Genomic DNA, 20,943 nt, shown 5'->3' with positions numbered 1-20,943 from the left:
GCTAACTTACGTTAATAATATTGACTTGTTGTAAGGTGTTTTCTGGTTGTTGTTTTATAGGTTTTGCTGTTAATTCGGGCTCATCGAAAACAATATCACCATCAACAACATTAGAATCTTGGTTAATGGTTTTGAAATCAAATAGCTCATCGTCACATAAGTGTGAAGGCACGACGTTTTGCATCGCGGTGAACATAGACTCAATACGCCCAGGAAATTTATCATGCCAATCATTGAGCATTTGTTTAATGTTTTGACGTTGTAAGTTAGGTTGAGAACCACATAAATTACAAGGAATTATTGGGAATTTTTTTAACTCACTGTATTGAATGAGCTCACTTTCTTTACAGAATGCTAAAGGCCTGATCACAACATGTTCACCATTATCTGAGACCAATTTAGGTGGCATACTTTTTAATTTTCCACCGTAGAACATGTTAAGCATCATGGTCTCAATCATGTCGTCACGGTGATGCCCTAATGCTATTTTCGTTGCATTTAACGATTTAGCTGCCTTATACAAAACTGCGCGTCTCAAACGAGAGCAAAGGCTACAGGTGGTTTTACCTTCAGGAATTTTTTCTTTAACGATGGCGTAGGTGTCTTCTTCTACGATTTTATATTCAACGCCTAGAGACGATAAATACTCAGGTAAAATATGCTCGGGAAATCCCGGTTGTTTTTGATCTAAGTTGACCGCGACCAGTGAAAAGTTAATCGGCGCTGACTTTTGTAGCAACATTAAAATGGCAAGCAGAGCGTAACTGTCTTTACCACCAGATAAACACACCATGATTCGATCGCCATCTTCAATCATGTTGTATTGTGCAATTGCCTGGCCTACATTTCGGCGCAGTTTCTTTTCAAGTTTTGATAATTGCGTTTGTTGTGTTGCAGTAAGCTCAGTCATTGAATAAATACCCTAGAAAAATCGCGGGCATTATACCTGATGATCTAGCTGATCAAAAACGAAAAAAAGCAGTAGAGTGTAATCGACACATAACTGCTTTTCATTTATGGGATTTATTAACTAAAAACCGTCCGGCTTAAGGGCTAAAACATCGCAGTTTAAACGATCGATAACGTGTTCGGCAGTATTTCCAATGAGGGCTGCTGAAATACCTGTTCGACCTACAGTACCTAAAATAACCAGTTCAGCATCGAGTTCATTTGCCATATTCTCAATGACATCTTCGGGTAAACCTTCTCTTACAAAGGTATGCGCTTCATCGATACCAAATTTGTTGGCATGTTCAACCATGGCTTCTTGATGATGACTTTTCACATTATCGTTATACTCCATGGCATTAAACTCAGGTATTTCTATGGCGATATTAACTGGAGTACCAGGAAAAGAATTCACTAAATTTGCATTGGCATTTATGATATTCGCTAGGTTTTTAGCTTCTTCGGTAATTTTATCATTAAGTGCAACATGCTCCGCTTCATCACTTCCTACATTAATTGCAGCAAGGATGTTGCCATTTTCAGGCCATAAGTGCTCTTTAACGAGTAAAACAGGGCAAGGGCATTTGCGTAAGATATGCCAGTCGGTTGGCGTGAAAATAACAGCTTTAAATTTATCGTGCTCGTGTGTGCCTTTGATCACTAAATCAAATTGTTGAGATTCAACTTGATCAATAATGGCCTCAAAAGGGCGGTTATGCCAAACGACTTTTACATCAATGGCTAAATCTGCTGTATTCAAATCGCTGATAATTTCGTTGATCCATTGTGTTCTGCTTTCAATAACAGAGCCACGCATTGATTCACGCTCTTCACTCGATAACATGGTTGTCATCTCGTAAGAAAAATCAAAGATAGAAAGAAAGGCGGTAATTTTTGCTTGGTTTTTGCGTGCTAATTCAATTGCTCGAGCTAATGCTTTTTGGCTTTCTTGGGTAGGGTCTATTACCACAAGTAGGTTTTGATATTTTTCCATGCTAGTCGCCTATATAAACAAAGTAATGTTGTTACTATGTCAAATAATATAGTTTAAAACCTTGTTATAAATCAAAATTAAAGTTTGAAAAACAAGGTTTTAGTGCAACTAAAAAATGTGGTTTATTAGATATATTCTCTATAACCAACTACATACCCGCAATTTCAGCTAACTCTTCAATATTATTGATGGTAATGAATTTACCATTAACCGTAAGTAAATCTTGCTTGTCAAAACGGTTTAATAAACGAGAAATTGTTTCAACGGTTAACCCTAAGTAATTACCTATATCACCACGAGTCATAGATAATCTAAACTCGAAAGGGGATAAGCCACGTGCTTTTTGACGGTTACTTAACATAACGACAAAGGTGGCTAAACGTTGCTCTGCATTTTTACGATTAAGTAAAGATAGCATTTCTTGATCTGTCTTTATTTCATCACTCATCAAACGGAATATTTGTGTTCTTAATTTAGGCATATTGTTAGAGAGCAAATCTAACGTAGTAAAAGGAATCTCACAGACCATTGATGTTTCTAACGCTTGAGCAAAGCTCGGGTGGGTTTTGTTTGCGATTGCGTCAAAGCCTAATAAATCACCTGCTAAATGAAAGCCTGTAATTTGCTCTTCACCTTGGCTATCAATGATATAGGTTTTAAACGTACCTGTTCGCACAGCAAATAGTGAGTTTAATGCTTCACCATTTTGGAAAAGTTTGTCACCTTTGTGTACAGGTTTTTTTCGATCAATGATTTTATCGAGTAAATCAAGTTCTTGATCATTGAGAGAAAATGGTAAACAAAGTTCACTGATACTACAGTTTTGACAATGAATGTGTTGCTGAGCTGCACAATTTTTAGCTGACATGTATGACCTGATACTAATTCCTTTAATTAGTATATTCTAATTAATGACATTACTAGATGCAATTAATAAGGTGTAAAGGCCGTAAACAATCATCAACAAACCAGTACATTTACGTAACACGGTGTTACGCATAAGTGACTGAACGTAATGAATGCCATAAGACATTGATAACAAGGCGGGGAGGGTACCTAAGCCAAAGCAAAATAATATAAAAGCTCCGTTGACGGCACTGCCGCTTGCTAAAGCCCAAGTCAACATTGAATAAACTAAACCGCACGGCAACCACCCCCACAAAGCCCCAAGGCCAACAGCTTGAAACGGTCTATTAACCGGAATGAAATGTTTAGTTAGTGGTGATATTAGTTGCCATAAACGCTTACCGATAATCTCAATTTTACCGATGATTAACCACCATTGTGCGATGTAAAAACCCAGTAAAATAATAAAGATAGAAGAGATAACATGCAGGTAAATAGGATTAAAACCAGTGCTTTTTACTGCAAGAGAGCTAGAAAAACCGACTATTGAACCAATAAGCGTATATGAGGCTAAACGGCCTACATTATAGCCAAAAACAAGTTGAAATTTTTTGTATGTTGCATTTTTTCCAATGGCATTTGTTAACATGCCAGTAATTCCGCCGCACATCCCTAGGCAATGTCCGGCACCAAGTAAACCAACTAAAAACGCAGAGAAGTAATCAAAGTTCATTGGTTTGAGTTTTATCTTCGTCTTTAGGTTTTTCTTCTTGTTTTACAGTATCCGTTTTATTTTCTTCATCATAGAGGATACTCATGCCTTCTTTTTCGAGGTCTTCAAATTGCTCTGATTTTACTGCCCAAAAAAACAGGTATATACCGATAATAGTCAGCAAAACGGCAATTGGTATCAACACATAAATAACCGTCATTTTAATAGCCTCAATGAATTAGTTACGACAAGGATTGAGCTTGCCGACATGCCGATAACTGCAAAGTACGGTGTAATATAGCCCGACATAGCTAAAGGTAGCACAATCGCATTATAGCCAAACGCCCAAGCGTAATTTTGGCGAATAATACGCTTTGTTTTTACAGCAACATTTAACAAGGTTGTCATTGAGTCTAACTTGTTATTTAACAAAATAACATCGGCGCCATTTTTTGCGATATCAGCACCGCTGCCCATAGCAATAGATAAATGAGCAGCACTAAACACTGGTGTGTCATTAATACCATCACCCACCATAACAACATTATGGTTTTGTTGTGCAGCTTTAAGCTTTGACATTTTATCTTTTGCGCTTAGTTGGCTATGTGCTTCATCGATAGACAGCTTGTCTATTACTTGTCGACAACCTTCTTGGTTATCGCCTGAAAGCAATAAGGTTTTAGCACCTTGTTTTTTGATGCGCGCCAATAGTGGCTGAGCGTCTTCGCGGATGGTATCTTTTAGCTGAATAGCCGCAATCAATTTATTATCTAACAACACGACACATGCTGCATTTTTTACAAATGTTGAAATGCCTTCACTACTCGCTATTTGATCAAGTATCCATTTCGATTTACCAACAACTAGCGTTTGATTGTTAATGATCGCCTTAACGCCACAGCCTGCAATAATTTCGACATCATTTATTCTGGTATTACTGTCAAAATAAGGGTGAAAAGCTTGCGCTATGGGATGTTCTGAATAGGCTTCGGCACTTGCAATATAGGTCAGTAACTCTTTTTTTGTAAACGGTGCATCATAAAGTTCAACATGGTCAATCGTGAATTGACCTGTCGTTAAGGTGCCTGTTTTATCAAACGCGTACAAATCAATTTGCGGCATGGTTTCCATCACGTGTGCCGATTTGATCATGATACCGGAGCGATTAAGCTTGGTGGTTGCACACGTTAATGCAGTAGGCGTTGCCAATGATAAAGCACATGGACAGGTTGCTACTAGCACTGAAAGGGTGATCCAAAACGCCTCTTCAGGCATGTGCTGGCTCCAATAGAGTGCTGTAATGCTTGCCATAACAAGAATTAAAGCAACAAAGTACTGGGCAATTCTATCTGAAAATTTTGCTAACTGAGGTTTATGACTTTGTGCCGATTCACTTAAACGGATCAACTGGCTTAAGAAAGAATCACTCATTAAACTCGTGACGCTAATGGTTATGTTGCCGTCGCCATTAATCGTACCGGCAAACACTTTATCACCTTGAATTTTCGATACTGGCTTTTGTTCACCTGAAAGCATAGCTTCGTTAACTTGGCTTTGGCCATGACTAATTAAACCGTCAGCTGGAATTGTTTCACCGGGCTTGATAAGCACACTATCTTGTAGTTGTAATTTTTTAGCGGCAATTAACTTAGGGTGGCCATCTTCAATGATGGTTGCCGATAGCGGCATAAGTTTTAATAAGTTTGCTGATACTTGAGCTGCTCGATTACGCGCTCTAAACTCTAGAAACTTACCGATAAGTAGCAAGAACGTGAACATTGAAACCGATTCAAAATACACTTCTCCTTGGCGTGTTACTGTTGCCCAAGCACTAGCGGTATAAGCAAGCGTTATTGCAATTGATACTGGGACGTCCATCGATAAACGACGCACTTTAAGAGCATTAATAGCACCTGTATAAAAAGGGTAGGCGCCATAACTAATGATCGGGAATGATAAAATCATGCTTGCCCAACGCAGATAGTTCTCGTTGTGGGAAGACATATCGGAAAACGCACCGAAATATAAACCGATGGCGATCATCATAACTTGCATCATTAAGATGCCTGAAATACCAAGGCGTTTTATAAAAGATTTACTTTGCTGTTGGTTAAGCTCTTCTGCAATACTGGCTTTAAAAGGAAGGGCATGGTAGCCAATCGCATCGATTGCTGCCAAAATTTCGCTGAGCTTTATTTCTTCGTCTAACCATTTGACAGTTGCTCGTTGTGTTGTTGCATTCACGGTGATTTGTTTGACACCAGTAAGTTGAGATATTTTCATCTCAATAAGCCAGGCACAGGCAGCGCAACTAATGTTATCAACAGTTAGAATGGATTCTTTGGTATCACCGTCTTGGTGTATGAATTCATTTTGTAAGGCATCATCATCAAGCAGTTTATGCTTTGATAGCTGGTCGGGGACTAGTATTTCACCTTTGTTAGCCGGCTCAGTTCTGAATTTATAGTAATCAACTAAGCCGTTATCTACGATAGTTTGGGCAACAGCCTGACAACCAATGCAGCACATTGGCTGCGAGGATTCGTTGATGTTGACAGATAATTCGAGCCCATGAGGAATGGGCTCATTGCAATGGAAACAGCTTTTTGTCATTAGTTTGCTTGTGCAGGGTCTGGCTTAAGTTCAATAAAGTTTGCTTGTGGTAAATAAACCTCTTGTTGAATTTTCCAATTATTTTCAAAAGAGCTTAGCGTCAATTTCCATTTGCCTTTAACCGGCTCATCGAATATATGGCGGAAATGGCCGTTACCATCTGGCGTAAGCGCTAAATAAAAGTCATTAGCTGCTAAGGTAGGGTGAAAAAAGTTCGCATTTAACACAGGAAATTCTTTTTCGATGCCGGTAGGTTTAATCACAAGTTCGTTGTTAATCATTTGTAACTCAAAGCGCATACCTAACTTTTGAGCCATTTTTACTTTTGATACTTGCATGTTAATGGCTTTACCTTTCTTGTAATAATCTCCTGCTACAAGAGGATCTGGTTCATCTAATGCAATAAATAATGTCGCGATACCAGCAACAACAGCCGAAAATGGTAAAATGAATACTAACCATGCCCAAGGCTCTTTGTACCAAGAAGTTTTCATAAAAATTAGTCACCTAAAAAGTTTTAAATATTGTACTTGTTTTAGTGGTTTGCACCAAGAAAAAGTCACTGAAATAACAAGATTTAAATCAAAAAAAAGCCCTATCAAAGGATAGGGCTTTTTACACTGAAGTTTCAGTGATTATTTTTCAGATAAGCTATGAACATAAGCACTAATTACGTGTATTTTTTCTTCGCCTAAAATGTCTTTCCAAGCAGGCATTACACCAGCACGACCGTTTTTGATAGAGGCTTGAACAGCACGCTCAGAACCACCGTATAACCAAACGTTATCGTTTAAGCGTGGAGCGCCAAGGTCAATACCCATCGCAGCGCTACCTTCACCATTTGCACCGTGACATGCTTGACACATCGCAAACTTGGCTTTTCCAGCTTCAGCGTTACCTTCTTTGGCTTCACGTCCGCTTAAGCTTAATACGTAAGCTGCAACATCTTTCACGCCTTCATCACCACCTACCATGGTTCCCCAAGCGATCATACCCTGTGCTTTACGGCCTTCAATTAATGTGTACTTAATGTCAGCAGGAGAGTGGCCATACAACCAATCATCATCAGTAAGGTTAGGGAAACCTGTTGTACCACGAGCGTCTGAACCATGACACTGTGAACAGTTTTGAATAAATAAACGCTGACCAACTCTTAATGCTTCACTGCGATCAACCAGTGCTTTTTGAACTGCAGTTAGCGCATCATAATCACGAGTGTTGAAGTCAATTTCAGCATCTTTTGCCGCAGCAATATCTTCAATTGAATACGTTGCATACTTAGCAAATATTTTTCCGTAAGTTTCGTTTGCACGAGCAACTTCACGATCATACTCTACTAATGTACCTGAGCCTTCTTGCAAATTTGCTTGTGCCTGTGATTTTGAGTCTTCAAGTGTTACAACATTTTGGTTTGATGATTTCCAACCAAGTAGGCCGTTCCAGTTAGAGCCAAAAACACCAGGGTACATTGCTAAGTATAAGAAGCCCCAAACGATTGTTAATAAGAAGAACGTGCTCCACCATTTTGGTAGTGGGTTATTTAGTTCTTCAATGCCGTCGAATGTGTGTCCCATTGACTCACCTTCTTCAACACCAGCGAAGTTCTTTAAACACAAACGTAGCAATAAGTAACAACCTACTAACGTTCCTAATGTTAGAACTGCAATCCATATACTCCAGAAGCTAGACATTATTATTAGTCTCCTGTTTGTTAGTTTCTTCTTTGCGGTCTTCTTCAAAAATTGAGTTTGCAGCTTTATCAAACGAGTTGTTTCGTTTCCTGCTGTATGCCCAGACCACAATGATGATAAATAGTGTCAATATAAGGAGGGCAATTAGCCCTCTTAACGTTCCGTAATCCATGGTGCTACTTCAATGCGTGGCCAAGTGATTGCAAGTAAGCAATCAAGGCTTCCATTTCAGTTTTACCGGAAACCGTTGTTTTAGCTTCAGCAATTTCTTCAGCTGTATATAACGGAATCGGGTTACCATTTTCGTCTTTGTGTGAACGATTGCGCGTTAACATGTTAAATGTTGCCATTTTCTTAGCTGTTAACTGACCATCTAACGTGTTTACATCTAACCACTTAAACGACGGCATGTTCGACTCTGGCACAACAGAACGAGGATCGATTAAGTGAGCACGGTGCCAATCGTCTGAATAACGACCACCAACACGAGCTAAATCAGGACCTGTACGTTTTGAACCCCATAAGAATGGGTGTTCCCAAACGTGCTCACCTGCAACACTATAGTGACCGTAGCGCTCAGTTTCTGCACGGAACGGACGAATCATTTGGCTGTGACATGTGTTACAACCTTCACGGATGTATATATCACGACCTTCTAATTCTAGTGCTGTATATGGGCGCAAGTTTTCAACTGGCTGAGTTGTTTCTTTTTGGAAGAAAAGCGGAGTGATTTCCACTAAACCACCAATACTAATAGCGAAGATTGTCGCAACGAAGAACCAGCCAATGTGTTTTTCTAATTTTTCATGTTTGTTTTGCATGTTCAATCTCCTTAAGCTGCTTCAACTTTTTTAAGGCTACCATCTTGAGCGCCTATCGTTTTGAACATGTTGTAAGCCATGATTACAAAGCCTGCTACTACTAATACACCACCTAAGAAGCGCATGAAGTAAAACGGGTAAGAAGCAGTTAAACTTTCAACGAAGCTGTAGGTTAATGTACCGTCAGCATTTACAGCACGCCACATTAAACCTTGCATAACACCTGAAATCCACATAGCTACAATGTATAAAATAATACCTGCAGTGTGCATCCAGAAGTGAATGTTGATTAAACGGATGCTGTACATACGTTCTTGGTTAAATAGAATTGGAATTAAGTGGTACATTGCACCAATTGAAACCATTGCAACCCAACCCAAGGCACCAGAGTGAACGTGACCGATTGTCCAATCTGTGTAGTGTGATAATGCGTTAACTGATTTAATCGCCATCATAGGGCCTTCGAAGGTAGACATACCGTAGAAAGACAATGAAACGATTAAGAAACGTAAGATAGGATCGCTACGTAATTTGTGCCATGCGCCAGATAACGTCATGATACCGTTGATCATACCACCCCATGAAGGTAGGAATAATACAACTGACATCACCATACCTAATGATTGAGCCCAATCAGGTAATGCAGTGTAGTGTAAGTGGTGAGGACCAGCCCAAATGTATAATGATACTAACGCCCAAAAGTGAACGATTGATAAACGGTAAGAATAAACTGGACGCTCTGCTTGCTTAGGAACGAAGTAATACATCATACCCAAGAAACCAGCTGTTAATAGGAAACCTACGGCGTTATGGCCATACCACCACTGCATCATTGCATCGATAGCGCCCGAATATAATGAATAAGATTTCATCATTGAAACAGGAATAGCCATTGAGTTACCAATGTGTAACACAGCAACTGTAATAATAAAGCCACCGAAGAACCAGTTAGCTACGTAGATGTGAGAAGACGTACGCTTGATGATAGTACCAAAGAAGACAATGGCATAAGAGACCCAAACGACAGCAATTGCAATATCAATTGGCCATTCTAATTCCGCATACTCTTTACTGGTTGTATAACCTAAAGGTAAAGTGATTGCAGCGGCAACGATAATTGCTTGCCAACCCCAAAAAGTAAACGAGGCTAAGCCCGGAGAGAACAATGCCGTTTTACAGGTTCTTTGTACTACATAATAAGAAGTAGCAAAAAGCGCACTAGTACCGAATGCAAAAATTACCGCATTGGTATGGAGAGGACGAAGACGAGAATACGTTAACCACGGTGTGTCGAAGTTTAGCGCTGGCCAAATAAGTTGAGCAGCGATAAGAACACCAACAAGCGTGCCAACGAATCCCCAGATCACAGTCATGACAGTAAACTGACGAACAACACTCATGTTGTAGTCAACTGCCGACGTATTACTTTGGTTCATGTTAAGGTTTCCACATTTATAATTATTAAAAAAATGGGTTTGTTAGCCGAGCAAAAATTAAGCTATGTGATTAAGTTATAGTCTAATTTCATGCAAGGCGCACAGATTGATTAAATCGGTTGTGAATATTAAGCAACTCAATAGCAAAAGTCATTAAGATGAAGCCTAAAACCTGTTCTAAATCAAAAAAAAATCAAGATTTGTTACATTTCAGTAAAGAAAATATACAATTCGATGGAATTTCAATAAAATCAGTGCCATGAATAAGCTTAAAACACTGATTATCGCTGTATGTTTTTTAGTCACTGGCTGTGGTGAAAAATCATACAGTACGCTAGATAATGGCAAGTCCTATTGCTTAAATGCTAAGGTCACCTGCCAACAAATTAAAGAATCACATTCGCTTGAAATTCGCGCGAGCGTCGAACAAGTTGTTCCTGAAAATCCATTCACAGTTTTACTGTCGTTTTCTGATATAGATCAAGTCCAAAATGTGACTGGGTATTTAGAGGGGGTATCCATGTATATGGGAAAAATTCCTTTATTGTTTGAACCAGACAAAAATAATGAGATGTATTTTTCGAATGCATTTGTTGGTAGTTGCAGCGATCCCACTATGCATTGGCGTATTGTTATTGATGTTCAATATGTTGATGAGGCAGGCCAGGTCAGTACAATTCAGTTTGTAGATAACTTTTACAGCCAACGTTAGTGATGCTTTTACTTAATTTTAACTAGATTAATTAAGTCAAAGACGTATATCTAGCGTATTGAATTTGCTAGGCTAGTGTATTTACAGTTCTAACGATTTCACGATGGATTTAGCCGTACTTGCAATTTTTATTCCTACATTCTTTTTCGTTTCTATTACACCAGGTATGTGCATGACACTAGCTATGACACTTGGCATGTCGGTTGGTGTAAGACGGACAATGTATATGATGGTAGGAGAACTATTAGGTGTTGCTATTGTTGCCGTCGCGGCCGTTATTGGTGTTGCGTCAGTTATGTTGAAATATCCAGATATATTTGCCGTTCTAAAATATATCGGGGGAGGCTATTTAGGTTATTTGGGCGTTCAAATGTCGCTGTCGAAAGGGAAAATGGCGATAGAGCTTGATAGCGAAGTAGAAACTGGTAAGTTTCAATTATTTGCTCAGGGTTTGATTACTGCAATCTCAAACCCTAAAGGTTGGGGGTTTATGATCGCATTATTACCCCCCTTTATAAATACTGACTATCCAATGGCCCCGCAAATGCTTATCTTACTGTCGGTCATTCTCCTTTCTGAGTTCATCTGTATGACGCTTTATGCTACTGGTGGTAAAACGCTTCGCATATTTTTATCGACAGGTAACAACGTAAAGTTAATGAATCAAATTTCCGGCACGCTGATGATAGGTGTTGGTATATGGTTAGCTATTGGCTAACGCTCTAAAATACATTTTATGTCTACATGATAGCTGCTAGCTAGCTTGCTATTAGTTTCTCAGTTACAACTAAGTACAAAACATTACGTTTACGATGTATGCATTAATGATCATTGCTTCATAATACTGTTAGTTTTTAACAATTGTTCAAAGGAAGTATTTGACGATGAAAAAAGCAAAACCTGGCTATCGTTATGAACCGATAGCAAACGGTATTTACCTTTGTTATTGGGATAACCAAACGACGATTTGTTTAGCTCAATCACATGCCAAAGCAAGCAAATTAAAGGTTTGGGCTGATAAAATTATGAAAGTCCGGATTCAAGAAACTAAAGAGTCTAACGCTCGCTATTTTCATGTTCCAGTCGCTTCTGATTATATAGAGCCTATTGTGGCGTCGATGAAACTTTAAGGGATACAGATGAAATATTTTCTCGCAGGACTAATGCTGTGCACAGCGACAGCTCAAGCAACAGTCATTAAAGAAATTCATATACCTAGCGCTAAGAAAGGCGAAATACTAAAGCTAGTACGTGCAGACTTTAAACAAGGTAAGAAAGTTTGTGTTTATCGGTCTCAAGGCGATAAATTTGTGGTTTCTATTGATAGAGCGAAAAAGACTTTAACTAGGGACTGCAGGCAAAACCTCAAAGCAAAATAACCATGATGTTCGTTCATTGTTAACAAAGAAGCTTGCTATATGGCAGGCTTTTTTTGGAATTTGGTATTCGAGAACCGTCCGATTAAAATTAAAAACAGTACAGTCCGCCGCTATCTTTATGGTGGCAGGGCAGAGTATTAGGAAATGGCTTTTTTAGATTCGTAGAAAAGAAAAAAGACCGCATAAAGCAGTCTTTTAAAAGTGGCTCCCCTGGTCTGATTTGAACAGGCGACACATGACAAATTAATAACAGTACAGTCCGCCGCTATCTTTATGGTGGCAGGGCAGAGTAATAGGAAATGGCTTTTTTAGATTCGTAGAAAAGAAAAAAGACCGCATAAAGCAGTCTTTAAAAGTGGCTCCCCTGGTCTGATTTGAACAGACGACACATGGATTAACAGTCCACCGCTCTAACCAACTGAGCTACAGGGGAATAATCTAATTGTTTTTACGAAGTCACATGGATTAACAGTGCTCCAACCTAAGGCTCTAACAAACTGAGCTCATGGGAATAATCTAATTTTTGAAATACCGCATAACGCCATACTTCTATAAAGTGGCTCCCCTGGTCTGATTTGAACAGACGACACATGGATTAACAGTCCACCGCTCTAACCAACTGAGCTACAGGGGAATAATCTAACGGTTTTACAAAGACACATGGATTAACAGTGCTTCAACCTAAAGCTCTAACCAACTGAGCTACAGGGGAATAATCTAATTGTTTTTTACGAAGTCACATGGATTAACAGTGATTCAACTTATGCTCTAAATTACTGAGCTCAAGGATACATCTAATTTTTCAAATACCGCAAAATGCCATACTTCTATAAAGTGGCTCCCCTGGTCTGATTTGAACAGACGACACATGGATTAACAGTCCACCGCTCTAACCAACTGAGCTACAGGGGAATAATCTGATTTTTTTTACGGAGTCACATGGATTAACAGTACTCCAACCTAAGGCTCTAACCAACTGAGCTACAGGGGAATAATCTAATTGTTTTTACGGAGTCACATGGATTAACAGTGCTCCAACCTAAAGCTTTAAAAAATTAAGCTACAGGGGGATATTTTAATTGTTATTGGCAACCAAAAGCTATTCAGTTGTCGTTAACGGAGCGGAATGTTAAAGGGCGTATGGCAACGTGTCAACACAAAATTAGGAAAATCTTTAAATATTTGTTTGTTTGCTTGTTTTGTCACCAACACGGTTGAAAAATTATCAAAAAATGATGTTGATTTGTTCATAGAATATACCAGTCGTGGCGTGCCATAACTTATCCACTAATACTTTATATATAGTACATTAAACTATGTATAATATGTACCAAGGCAGAGAGATCTGCCTTTTATTTGACAAAACATTAGCTAGCTTTATAGTGTTTAATGTGTTTAGAGGAATGCAACTTGTCATCGGTTAAAGTCAAAGCAACTATCGTAGAAGATAATACTGGCATTAAAAGTCAGCTCCCCATCTTGATCACCGAACAAGGTGAAGTTGGTTCGGTTACCGATTACTTGCTAAAGATGGAATCTGATGATGCCAGCAATTCTTCAATGAATGGTTTTATACAAGCCACTTCTCTGCTTTTAGATTACATGGAAGCTAACAAGGGATTGTTTGAAGACCCTAAAATACTGTTCCAGACGTTTGCTAAACGCTTGTATACAGGCACTATAGGTGAAGATGGACTAGATCCTTCTGGTTTGTATTGGGTGCCAAGCTCAACCGAGAACGTCAATAAACATATACATCGATTAACGGCATTTACAGATTGGCTAGCTAACAAGCAAGGTACCACTCCAATGAACCCTTTGCGTGATGCCACGCCTCACGAGCAACGCCTTAATTACGCTGCTTGGTATCGCAAAAACCAAAATGACTTCCTTGGTCATATTGAAGATAAAACCGTTAATAAAACCATTCGTAAAGCTCGCATAATGAAGGGGCGCACTCCATTAACGAAAACCGAGGACGATGCCATAGCATTCCCTGATAGGCACTGGGAGTCATTCTATAAAGATGGTATTGGCGGAGCAAAAGACCCACGAGTGGCGCTAAGAGATAAGCTCATACTGCTTTTGATGCACGGTGGCGGGTTACGTGAAAGTGAAGCAGCATTGCTTTGGGAGACTGATGTATTTGAAGATCCGTATGAACCTGAAAAAGCGGTAGTTCGAATTTACAACGAAGTCGATGGCAAAGCACCTGATGGTTGGCGCAGTCGCTCAGGTACAAAGACCAGAGAAGCCTATCTAAAAGAAGAATATGCTCGTATACCACGCAAACGAATGAAAAGTACAGCACATATTGGCTGGAAGACTAAGGTCGTTGACCATCGTGATAATTTCATTCAGGTTCAGTGGTTTCCAACGGACTACGGCAAAGTATTTATGTCTCTGTGGAAAAACTATCAGAAGTACCGTGCCAGAGTAGATTGCCATCACCCGTATTCGTTCATTTCATTCCAGCACAGCGCCCTTGGAAACCCTTACACGCTCAACGCTTTTCATCAAAGCTATGCGGCAGGACTAAAGCGCATTGGCTTAGAACCAAACAAAGCTGAAGGACTAGACCCTCACGGTCATCGTCATAGCTATGGCAGACGATTAGAGCGTGCAGGACTGAATCCGTTGGTGATACGCCGCTGTATGCACCACAAATCCTTAGAATCTCAAATTGCCTACACTGGAAAAGGGCAACAGGAAATATCTGACGAACTCACTCAAGCAACATTACAACTGGCAAACCCTGAATCGAAAATCAAAGCACTTGATTGGAAAGAGCTAGCTGAGCATGGTTTTGATGACATCGACCCGCAAGGATACTTCACTGGTAGATACCCTAAATTGAGAGGTAAATAATAATGAAAAAACAAAGAGGTTCAAACGATGGTAGCTCACAAGATGTTGAATTTAGTTGGATTACAAGTAAGTTTGGAGCTGATTGGGAAGTATGGCGATATCTAGCTTCTTGCTTCGTTAAAGAACGCTGTAAAAAATCTTCACCTTCTCCTTTCTTATGGGCTATAAAACAGTTTATTGAAAAGTATCTGTATACCCATGCTCCATATGCAAGTGACGTTACACTTTTTTTTAAAGGGGAGTCTGGTCATATATGCTCTAGCGAAGAGTTTGAAAAAATTCTTGAAGGACGTGTTTCACCACCTGAAATATACAGGGCTGTTACAATAACTATTGAATTTCTGGACTTTGTCCTTGAAAACATATTGTCCCAAGAGGGAGATGATGGAACCTCTATGCCAATGTTTCAAAATCCCCTTACCAAATTGAAATTCCCTGTGACACACAGCGAAACGGTTCGCCAACCCTTGCCATATCGCTATATTGAGGATTTACGACGCATCTTGCAACCATTGCCAGATAAAGCAGAATTAACGGCCATTGAGCAAAACCTTGCTACTGGCGAAACCTTGCTGCCAGCATACCAATATCGCCACTTTAAACACTGGAAATGGGCGCAGCAATACGCAAGTCAGGCAGATGCTGACTGGTTCGATGTTGAGGAAGCGCTGGTTGATAAATCCGACCCTGACTGTGTGTGGCGCACCAAAGAAGTTATACGACTTAACAAGAAAGCCATTAGTTACCAAATCTGGTCGCCTGTTAGAGCTATGGTGATTTTCATGAAACTCCATTTGCCATTGCGTACCTATCAGGTACGTATGTTAGACAGTGGCGAAGCGGATACGTGGCGTTATGAGAATGGTCGATGGATGCTAAACAATCAACATGATTTCGCACTTGGTAGCGCAAAACGCCCGTTCGGAAAAGGCGTATTTCGCAGGATTCAAGACACCATGACAGGGCAGACATCAACGGGGCTTTACATCAACACCAACAAAACTGCTGACCTGAATAAAGACGAACTTGACCGTGGCTACATCATTCCTTGGGAAAATAACGAGGTACTTTACTGGTTGGAAAAACTGCGCAACTGGCAGGAAAAATATAACCCAATCAAGATACCGACAAACTGCGCTAATTTGAATGTAAAGCATATAGGTCACAAGAAATCGAAAGAGCAGCTTAAATCTATGGGGGAAATTTCATTTTTATTTCGTAACCCTTCAGCTAAGGAGGAAGATCGTGATAAACCCATTTCTGCCCCGCTATTAGGGAGGATGTGGTACGAACTTTTGCTATATCTCGAAGAACAACTTGCAGAAAAAGGTGTCTCTTTGGATAACAGAGAGCGACTGAAGCTGGTGAATGATTATCCAGAAACCACAGCAAAATCTGACAGAACATCCACTTTGTTTCCATTACACAGCTTGCGTGTATCATTAATCACTGCGTACACAATGGATACGCAATTACCACTACCTGTTATATCAAAGCTATTAGCAGGCCATACTCGCCTATTGATGACCATCTACTATAACAAAATCACCTCATCAGTGATGGCTGAAAAGATGGATGAAGCCGAAATTCAACTGAAAGATAAATCTAAACAGTCGGTGCGTAACTTCCTCAAAGATGCCTCAATGGAACAAATCCATTGCAAGATGGTGTATCACAAAGAAGACAGTATTCAGGCAGCTTTGGTGAATCGAAACCCAATAGGTTGGGAGGAGCGGGCTACAGGTATTTGTTTAGTGGGTGGTAATACCGTGAAATCGGATGAAATTAGCACGCTTGGTGGGTGTTGGAACGGCGGTGAGTTGATTAAATATGCAAAAGCAGCAGCAAGCCGTATTTATGGCAGCGTACCGCATGGTCCTGAAAACTGTATTCGTTGCCGCTGGTTTATTACCGAAGCTCGTTACCTGCCTGCGCTCAATGCGCACTTCAACCAACTTAGCTACAAAGCACATCAAGCGGCTAACCTGTCGGTTGAAATTGAAGGTGAGCTAGAAGCCCTTAAAGACGAGCAATTTTTCTATGAAGAACAAGGAAAGCACTTTACTAAACATAGTGCACTGCAAGCCTTACAGAGACGATATGAGAAACAGCAAGTTGAAGCGGATGAGTACACCAAAGACTGGATAGCCTGCTTTGAGCTGATTCAAAAAATCATTCGTGTTGAAGAGTCACGTACTGATGATGACACCACAGATAAACTGATAGCTGTGGGTGCTGAGCAAGATGTCAGTTACGCCTTAAAGTTCGTGGAAACTGAATCGGAATTACTTCATTTGTCCTTATTGTGTGACGATGCTGAATTCTACCCTGACTTGCAGGACGAACTACGCAAAACACCTGCAATAGAAAAGCGCTCACGCCAGCTCAGTCGCGTTCTAATGAAAAAAGGCTTTGAGCCAATCTTTATGGAAATGGACGATAAACAACAACTTATCGCTGCCAATGCCATGCTGCGTCAAATGGCAAAAATCGCTGACCCTAATGATAAATTGGAAGGCTATCGCAAAGTCGCTAATTACATTGAGGCAGGAGAATACCTTGAAGAAAACAAACTGTTCAGTGCAGGTATGAGTGCGCTCACTGATAAGGCACTGCACCTAGAAAACCTTACTCAACCTGCGCTATTGGAGGGCTAATGGATATTAATATCGATGTGATACTGGCTGACTTAAAAGACGGCAAAGTACCAAGAACCCAAAAGAATTTAGATAAGCTCAACGATATCCTGAAAACCTATGTGGAATCGGGGCAACGTGATTTTTCTATTACACAAATGGGGCGAGTATCAGCAGCAGAAGGTGGCCCAGGTTACGAAGCGTTACGAGCTACTAAAAACAAACACTACCGCACCTTGATTGAAGCGTGGGCGGCAAAGTGCAAAACAACCACCAAAAAGCCATTATCGCCAACCTCTCGCTCTAAGTCTGTCCCACAGGATAATAAGCTGCTAGAGCGCATCCCTGACCCTGCGGTACGAGCGTTATTTGGTCAAATCATTGCAGAGCGCAACCGCTATCGCAAAGAGGTTAACCTACTTAAACAACATGCGAACATCACCATTGATAAACGCCCTGTTCGCCAGTTCGATGCAAGCGCAGAGCCTAGCGTTGAAGTCTTGCCTTCACTATCTGGCATCTTGACTGAATCTGAGAAGAAAGCGTTAACCTACGCTATCTCGGACGAATGTATGGAAAAACATGACTGGCAAACCACTCAAGCAGGTCAAGTAAAAGACATGGAATACAACATAGAAATCTTCCCTAGAGGCTTTGCAACTGGTCTACGCAAGTTGTTAGGCGAGGTAGATGAATAATGGCAAACGGTCAGCAAAGAGCGCAGCAGAACCTCGAAGCATTTGAAGTGTGGCAAGCCACTCAGTCTGATGATGACTTTAAACAAATAGTCTTTAAAGGCAAGCTCAACCGCATCGAGGTAGCAAAAGGTGTTGGCTGCGGCAAGTCTGCCCTTAGCCAGAATCCTGCGCTTAGAAAGGCGCTCAAGGCGTTAGAAGACAAGCTGCGTGATAAAGGTGTTCTGCCGCCACTGACCGAATCAGCAAAGAAAGATGCCGACAAGCCAAAGGAATACGACAACACTGTGAATCGTAAGCTGCTCGACTCTAAGCGAGTGTCTGCATTAGAAGCTGAAAACATTGAATTAAAAGCCAAAGTTAAAGAGCTGGAAGGTAAACTAGAGCGGTTTGGCGAACTGAATGAAACCTTGTCAGAAATGGGGTTCATGCCACGATGAATGCTCAAGCTCCAATTGGACAATTGCATCAAGACCAAATGCGTGTCACAAACATCCCTTACAGCTCCACCAATATGGTGATATTCAGTGGCGTGCCACTGGCAAAAAACTCATACAAAACCAACAGTGGCAAGTATTACGTCACTATCAAAGCTGATCCAGATGCCATCCCCGTTCAACCAGCCCTCGGCCAGCACTGGTCGGTTAAAGGCCATCGTTCAATAGAAGAAATGGAAACGGGTGATTTCGTGATGCAGCAGCATACCTATGAATCACCAGAGCACATCGAATGCAGCCTGCCAGAAACGGGTGAGCAGCTTATTCGCTTTATTGCCAGAGAAAGTGACTTCAAAGGCATTGGTGAAAGCAAAGCAAGAGCACGTTGGGAGCTGCTAGGTAAGAATTTCCATTCAACGGTTAGAAAAGACACTCCAGAATCAAGAGAACGGCTTAGAAGCGTCCTGAGTGAAGATTCTATCAATTCGTTATTTGAAGGTTACGCCAAATATAAGAATCTGGCCTACTGCAACTGGATGACCGATCACAAAATACCAGCAAGTATACAGCAGCGTTTATTGAAGCATCATGGCGAAGAATCCATTGAGGCTATTAAGCAAAACCCGTATGTGCTGATTGGTTTTGGGATGTCGTTTGAACAAGTAGATCTTGTGGTCGCAATTTGCGACCTCAAACTTGAGATCACAGATTGTAATAGCAAGAGACTTAGTGCTGCACTTGAAACCGCTATTCGAAAAGAAATCGAAAAAGGTCACACCTACACAACACAAGCAAGTTTGCGACCACATCTAACCAAATTACTTCAGGATAAAGAGTTGGTTGCGGAAGCCTTTAAAGCTGGTCACGACAAAGCACAATACATTTTAAACCCTTACACTGGCACCTACCATCCAACGGCACAGTTGCTGATGGAAAATGTCGTTGCCAAACGACTTAAAGCATTAGCTAGCCAAAACAATCTTTATGACGAATATGCAAATTTTGCATATATGTCAGCGGTTGATGAATTGCCATACGAGTTGACCAAGAAACAGGTTGAAGCAGTAACAACCTGTTTAGACAACACAGTGAGTTGTATCACTGGCGGAGCTGGCACAGGTAAAACAACGGTGCTTAGAACCGCACTTCGAGCCTATCATCAAATGGGATTTGAAATACATGCGGTAGCGTTGAGTGGTAGAGCCGCTATGCGCTTGCATGAGTCAATTGGTTTTATCACCTCAACTATCGCTAAGTTACTGCGTGAAGAACCTATAGAGCCAACCTCAGACCAACAAAAACATCTTCTGATAATAGATGAATCCAGTATGATTGATTTGCCAACCATGTATCGCTTGGTCAACCATATTCATCCATCGGTTCGCATAATCTTTACTGGCGATCCCGACCAACTGCCACCCATCGGTTGCGGTAAGGTACTTGCAGATATTGTTCTGTCTAAAGCCATTGCTAACACCATGCTAGATATCGTGAAGCGTCAGGAAGGCTCAACAGGTATTCCTGAATACTCCAAGCTCATTAATCAAGGCATCGTGCCTGAGAAGCTTAGTACGGGCGCTATTCACTTCCACGAAACGACAAAGAGCGACATTGCTCAAGTCTGCTGTGACTTGTATCAGCAATCACCTGAAAACAGTCGTGTTATGGCACCGACCAAAGCGCTTGTTGCCGACATTAATAAACTAACTCAAGAAGCCGTCAACCCTAATGGAAATAGACTTGAGTTCGAAATGCACGATGAGAGATTCTTTCAAAACCTCAGATTAAATGATGCAATTCTATTTACGCAAAATCACTATGACAAAGGCATTCAAAACGGCTCTCTGGGTACTCTAACCAGCGTTAAGTCATCCGGTGAAAGTTATGGTGAAGTCACACTGGATACGGGGGATAAACTTGAAGTCACGCAATCTGTGCTCGATTGCATGGAATTGGGTTATGCGATAACGCTACACAACGCTCAAGGTTCGCAACTCCCTAGAATCATAATCGCATTAAAAAAGGCAAAATCGTTGACAGAGCGTGGCTGTATACTGCAATTACCAGAGCCGAGGCTGAAATTCATATCGTTGGTAGTTTGGATGATTTGAGGGTTATCATAGAAGCCCACAGCAACTCTCATAAGCGAAGTAGT

The 20,943-nt window shown here is 40.7% G+C and carries 20 protein-coding genes and 3 tRNA genes; 9 read left to right on the top strand and 14 right to left on the bottom strand.

What is annotated here, in order from left to right:
* Position 1: 1 nt before the first annotated feature.
* The 11 genes from ttcA to ccoN form a co-directional block, all read right to left on the bottom strand.
* Positions 2 to 910 (bottom strand): tRNA 2-thiocytidine(32) synthetase TtcA, encoded by a 909-nt coding sequence (ttcA, locus tag QQK02_RS08990; RefSeq protein ID WP_284207670.1) that lies wholly within the window; start codon positions 908 to 910, stop codon positions 2 to 4.
* 120 nt (positions 911 to 1,030) lie between these two features.
* On the bottom strand, positions 1,031 to 1,942 hold the full coding sequence (gene uspE, locus QQK02_RS08985) for a universal stress protein UspE (RefSeq protein ID WP_284207669.1): 912 nt from the start codon (positions 1,940 to 1,942) through the stop codon (positions 1,031 to 1,033).
* 148 nt (positions 1,943 to 2,090) lie between these two features.
* Entirely contained in the window at positions 2,091 to 2,810 is a 720-nt protein-coding gene (gene fnr / locus QQK02_RS08980; RefSeq protein ID WP_284207668.1) for a fumarate/nitrate reduction transcriptional regulator Fnr, read from the bottom strand.
* 36 nt (positions 2,811 to 2,846) lie between these two features.
* Positions 2,847 to 3,521: a sulfite exporter TauE/SafE family protein gene (locus QQK02_RS08975; RefSeq protein WP_284207667.1), complete on the bottom strand. Its 675-nt coding sequence runs from the start codon at positions 3,519 to 3,521 to the stop codon at positions 2,847 to 2,849.
* Positions 3,511 to 3,720: a cbb3-type cytochrome oxidase assembly protein CcoS gene (gene ccoS / locus QQK02_RS08970; RefSeq protein ID WP_284207665.1), complete on the bottom strand. Its 210-nt coding sequence runs from the start codon at positions 3,718 to 3,720 to the stop codon at positions 3,511 to 3,513. The genes QQK02_RS08975 and ccoS overlap by 11 nt, the downstream gene beginning before the upstream one ends.
* Positions 3,717 to 6,113 carry a heavy metal translocating P-type ATPase gene (locus QQK02_RS08965; protein WP_284207664.1) on the bottom strand — a complete coding sequence of 799 codons (2,397 nt, stop codon included), beginning with the start codon at positions 6,111 to 6,113 and terminating at the stop codon, positions 3,717 to 3,719. The genes ccoS and QQK02_RS08965 overlap by 4 nt, the downstream gene beginning before the upstream one ends.
* On the bottom strand, positions 6,113 to 6,607 hold the full coding sequence (locus QQK02_RS08960; protein WP_284207662.1) for a FixH family protein: 495 nt from the start codon (positions 6,605 to 6,607) through the stop codon (positions 6,113 to 6,115). The genes QQK02_RS08965 and QQK02_RS08960 overlap by 1 nt, the downstream gene beginning before the upstream one ends.
* A 141-nt stretch (positions 6,608 to 6,748) precedes the next feature.
* A complete protein-coding gene (locus QQK02_RS08955) occupies positions 6,749 to 7,804 on the bottom strand; it encodes a c-type cytochrome (RefSeq protein ID WP_284207661.1) in 1,056 nt (351 codons plus the stop codon).
* Positions 7,797 to 7,976, bottom strand: a complete 180-nt coding sequence (locus QQK02_RS08950) for a cbb3-type cytochrome oxidase subunit 3 (RefSeq protein WP_284207660.1) — start codon at positions 7,974 to 7,976, stop codon at positions 7,797 to 7,799. Before QQK02_RS08950 ends, QQK02_RS08955 begins: the two co-directional genes overlap by 8 nt.
* A 4-nt stretch (positions 7,977 to 7,980) precedes the next feature.
* A complete protein-coding gene (gene ccoO, locus QQK02_RS08945) occupies positions 7,981 to 8,625 on the bottom strand; it encodes a cytochrome-c oxidase, cbb3-type subunit II (RefSeq protein ID WP_284207659.1) in 645 nt (214 codons plus the stop codon).
* 11 nt (positions 8,626 to 8,636) lie between these two features.
* On the bottom strand, positions 8,637 to 10,061 hold the full coding sequence (gene ccoN / locus QQK02_RS08940) for a cytochrome-c oxidase, cbb3-type subunit I (RefSeq protein WP_284207658.1): 1,425 nt from the start codon (positions 10,059 to 10,061) through the stop codon (positions 8,637 to 8,639).
* A 259-nt stretch (positions 10,062 to 10,320) separates the two neighbouring features.
* Here ccoN and QQK02_RS08935 point away from each other — a divergent pair, with 259 nt between their 5' ends.
* From QQK02_RS08935 to QQK02_RS08920, 4 genes are all read left to right on the top strand, one after another.
* The gene (locus QQK02_RS08935) at positions 10,321 to 10,773 is read left to right on the top strand and encodes a hypothetical protein (protein ID WP_284207657.1); all 453 of its coding nucleotides are present in this window, start codon (positions 10,321 to 10,323) and stop codon (positions 10,771 to 10,773) included.
* 103 nt (positions 10,774 to 10,876) lie between these two features.
* Entirely contained in the window at positions 10,877 to 11,491 is a 615-nt protein-coding gene (locus QQK02_RS08930) for a LysE family translocator (protein ID WP_284207656.1), read from the top strand.
* Positions 11,492 to 11,657: 166 nt separating this feature from the next.
* Positions 11,658 to 11,903 carry a hypothetical protein gene (locus tag QQK02_RS08925; RefSeq protein ID WP_284207655.1) on the top strand — a complete coding sequence of 82 codons (246 nt, stop codon included), beginning with the start codon at positions 11,658 to 11,660 and terminating at the stop codon, positions 11,901 to 11,903.
* Between the two features lie 9 nt (positions 11,904 to 11,912).
* Positions 11,913 to 12,152, top strand: a complete 240-nt coding sequence (locus QQK02_RS08920) for a hypothetical protein (RefSeq protein WP_284207654.1) — start codon at positions 11,913 to 11,915, stop codon at positions 12,150 to 12,152.
* 356 nt (positions 12,153 to 12,508) lie between these two features.
* Here QQK02_RS08920 and QQK02_RS08915 read toward each other — a convergent pair.
* The 3 genes from QQK02_RS08915 to QQK02_RS08905 all read right to left on the bottom strand — a co-directional run bounded on the left by QQK02_RS08915 (position 12,509) and on the right by QQK02_RS08905 (position 13,064).
* Positions 12,509 to 12,585, bottom strand: a tRNA-Asn gene (locus QQK02_RS08915).
* A gap of 124 nt (positions 12,586 to 12,709) precedes the next feature.
* Positions 12,710 to 12,786: transfer RNA gene (locus tag QQK02_RS08910), tRNA-Asn, on the bottom strand.
* A gap of 201 nt (positions 12,787 to 12,987) precedes the next feature.
* Positions 12,988 to 13,064 (bottom strand) — tRNA-Asn (locus tag QQK02_RS08905).
* A gap of 498 nt (positions 13,065 to 13,562) precedes the next feature.
* Here QQK02_RS08905 and gmtY point away from each other — a divergent pair.
* Genes gmtY through QQK02_RS08880 form a run of 5 tightly spaced genes read left to right on the top strand, consistent with a single transcriptional unit; the run spans position 13,563 to position 20,899 of the window.
* Positions 13,563 to 15,020, top strand: coding sequence for a gamma-mobile-trio recombinase GmtY (gene gmtY / locus QQK02_RS08900; RefSeq protein ID WP_284207653.1), 1,458 nt, complete (start codon positions 13,563 to 13,565; stop codon positions 15,018 to 15,020).
* A 2-nt stretch (positions 15,021 to 15,022) separates the two neighbouring features.
* Complete coding sequence (gene gmtZ, locus QQK02_RS08895) at positions 15,023 to 17,677, top strand: gamma-mobile-trio integrase GmtZ (protein WP_284207652.1); 2,655 nt, start codon at positions 15,023 to 15,025, stop codon at positions 17,675 to 17,677.
* Entirely contained in the window at positions 17,677 to 18,354 is a 678-nt protein-coding gene (gene gmtX / locus QQK02_RS08890) for a gamma-mobile-trio protein GmtX (RefSeq protein WP_284207651.1), read from the top strand. Before gmtZ ends, gmtX begins: the two co-directional genes overlap by 1 nt.
* Positions 18,354 to 18,791, top strand: a complete 438-nt coding sequence (locus QQK02_RS08885) for a VPA1267 family protein (protein WP_284207650.1) — start codon at positions 18,354 to 18,356, stop codon at positions 18,789 to 18,791. Before gmtX ends, QQK02_RS08885 begins: the two co-directional genes overlap by 1 nt.
* On the top strand, positions 18,788 to 20,899 hold the full coding sequence (locus tag QQK02_RS08880; protein WP_284207649.1) for an AAA family ATPase: 2,112 nt from the start codon (positions 18,788 to 18,790) through the stop codon (positions 20,897 to 20,899). The genes QQK02_RS08885 and QQK02_RS08880 overlap by 4 nt, the downstream gene beginning before the upstream one ends.
* The last annotated feature ends 44 nt before the right edge of the window (positions 20,900 to 20,943 follow it).

Origin of the sequence: Thalassotalea eurytherma, from assembly GCF_030161415.1 — a bacterium.
Lineage (GTDB): Bacteria > Pseudomonadota > Gammaproteobacteria > Enterobacterales > Alteromonadaceae > Thalassotalea_G > Thalassotalea_G eurytherma.
Note: the sequence above shows the minus strand (reverse complement) of the source record. Positions and strands in the feature narration are given on the sequence as shown.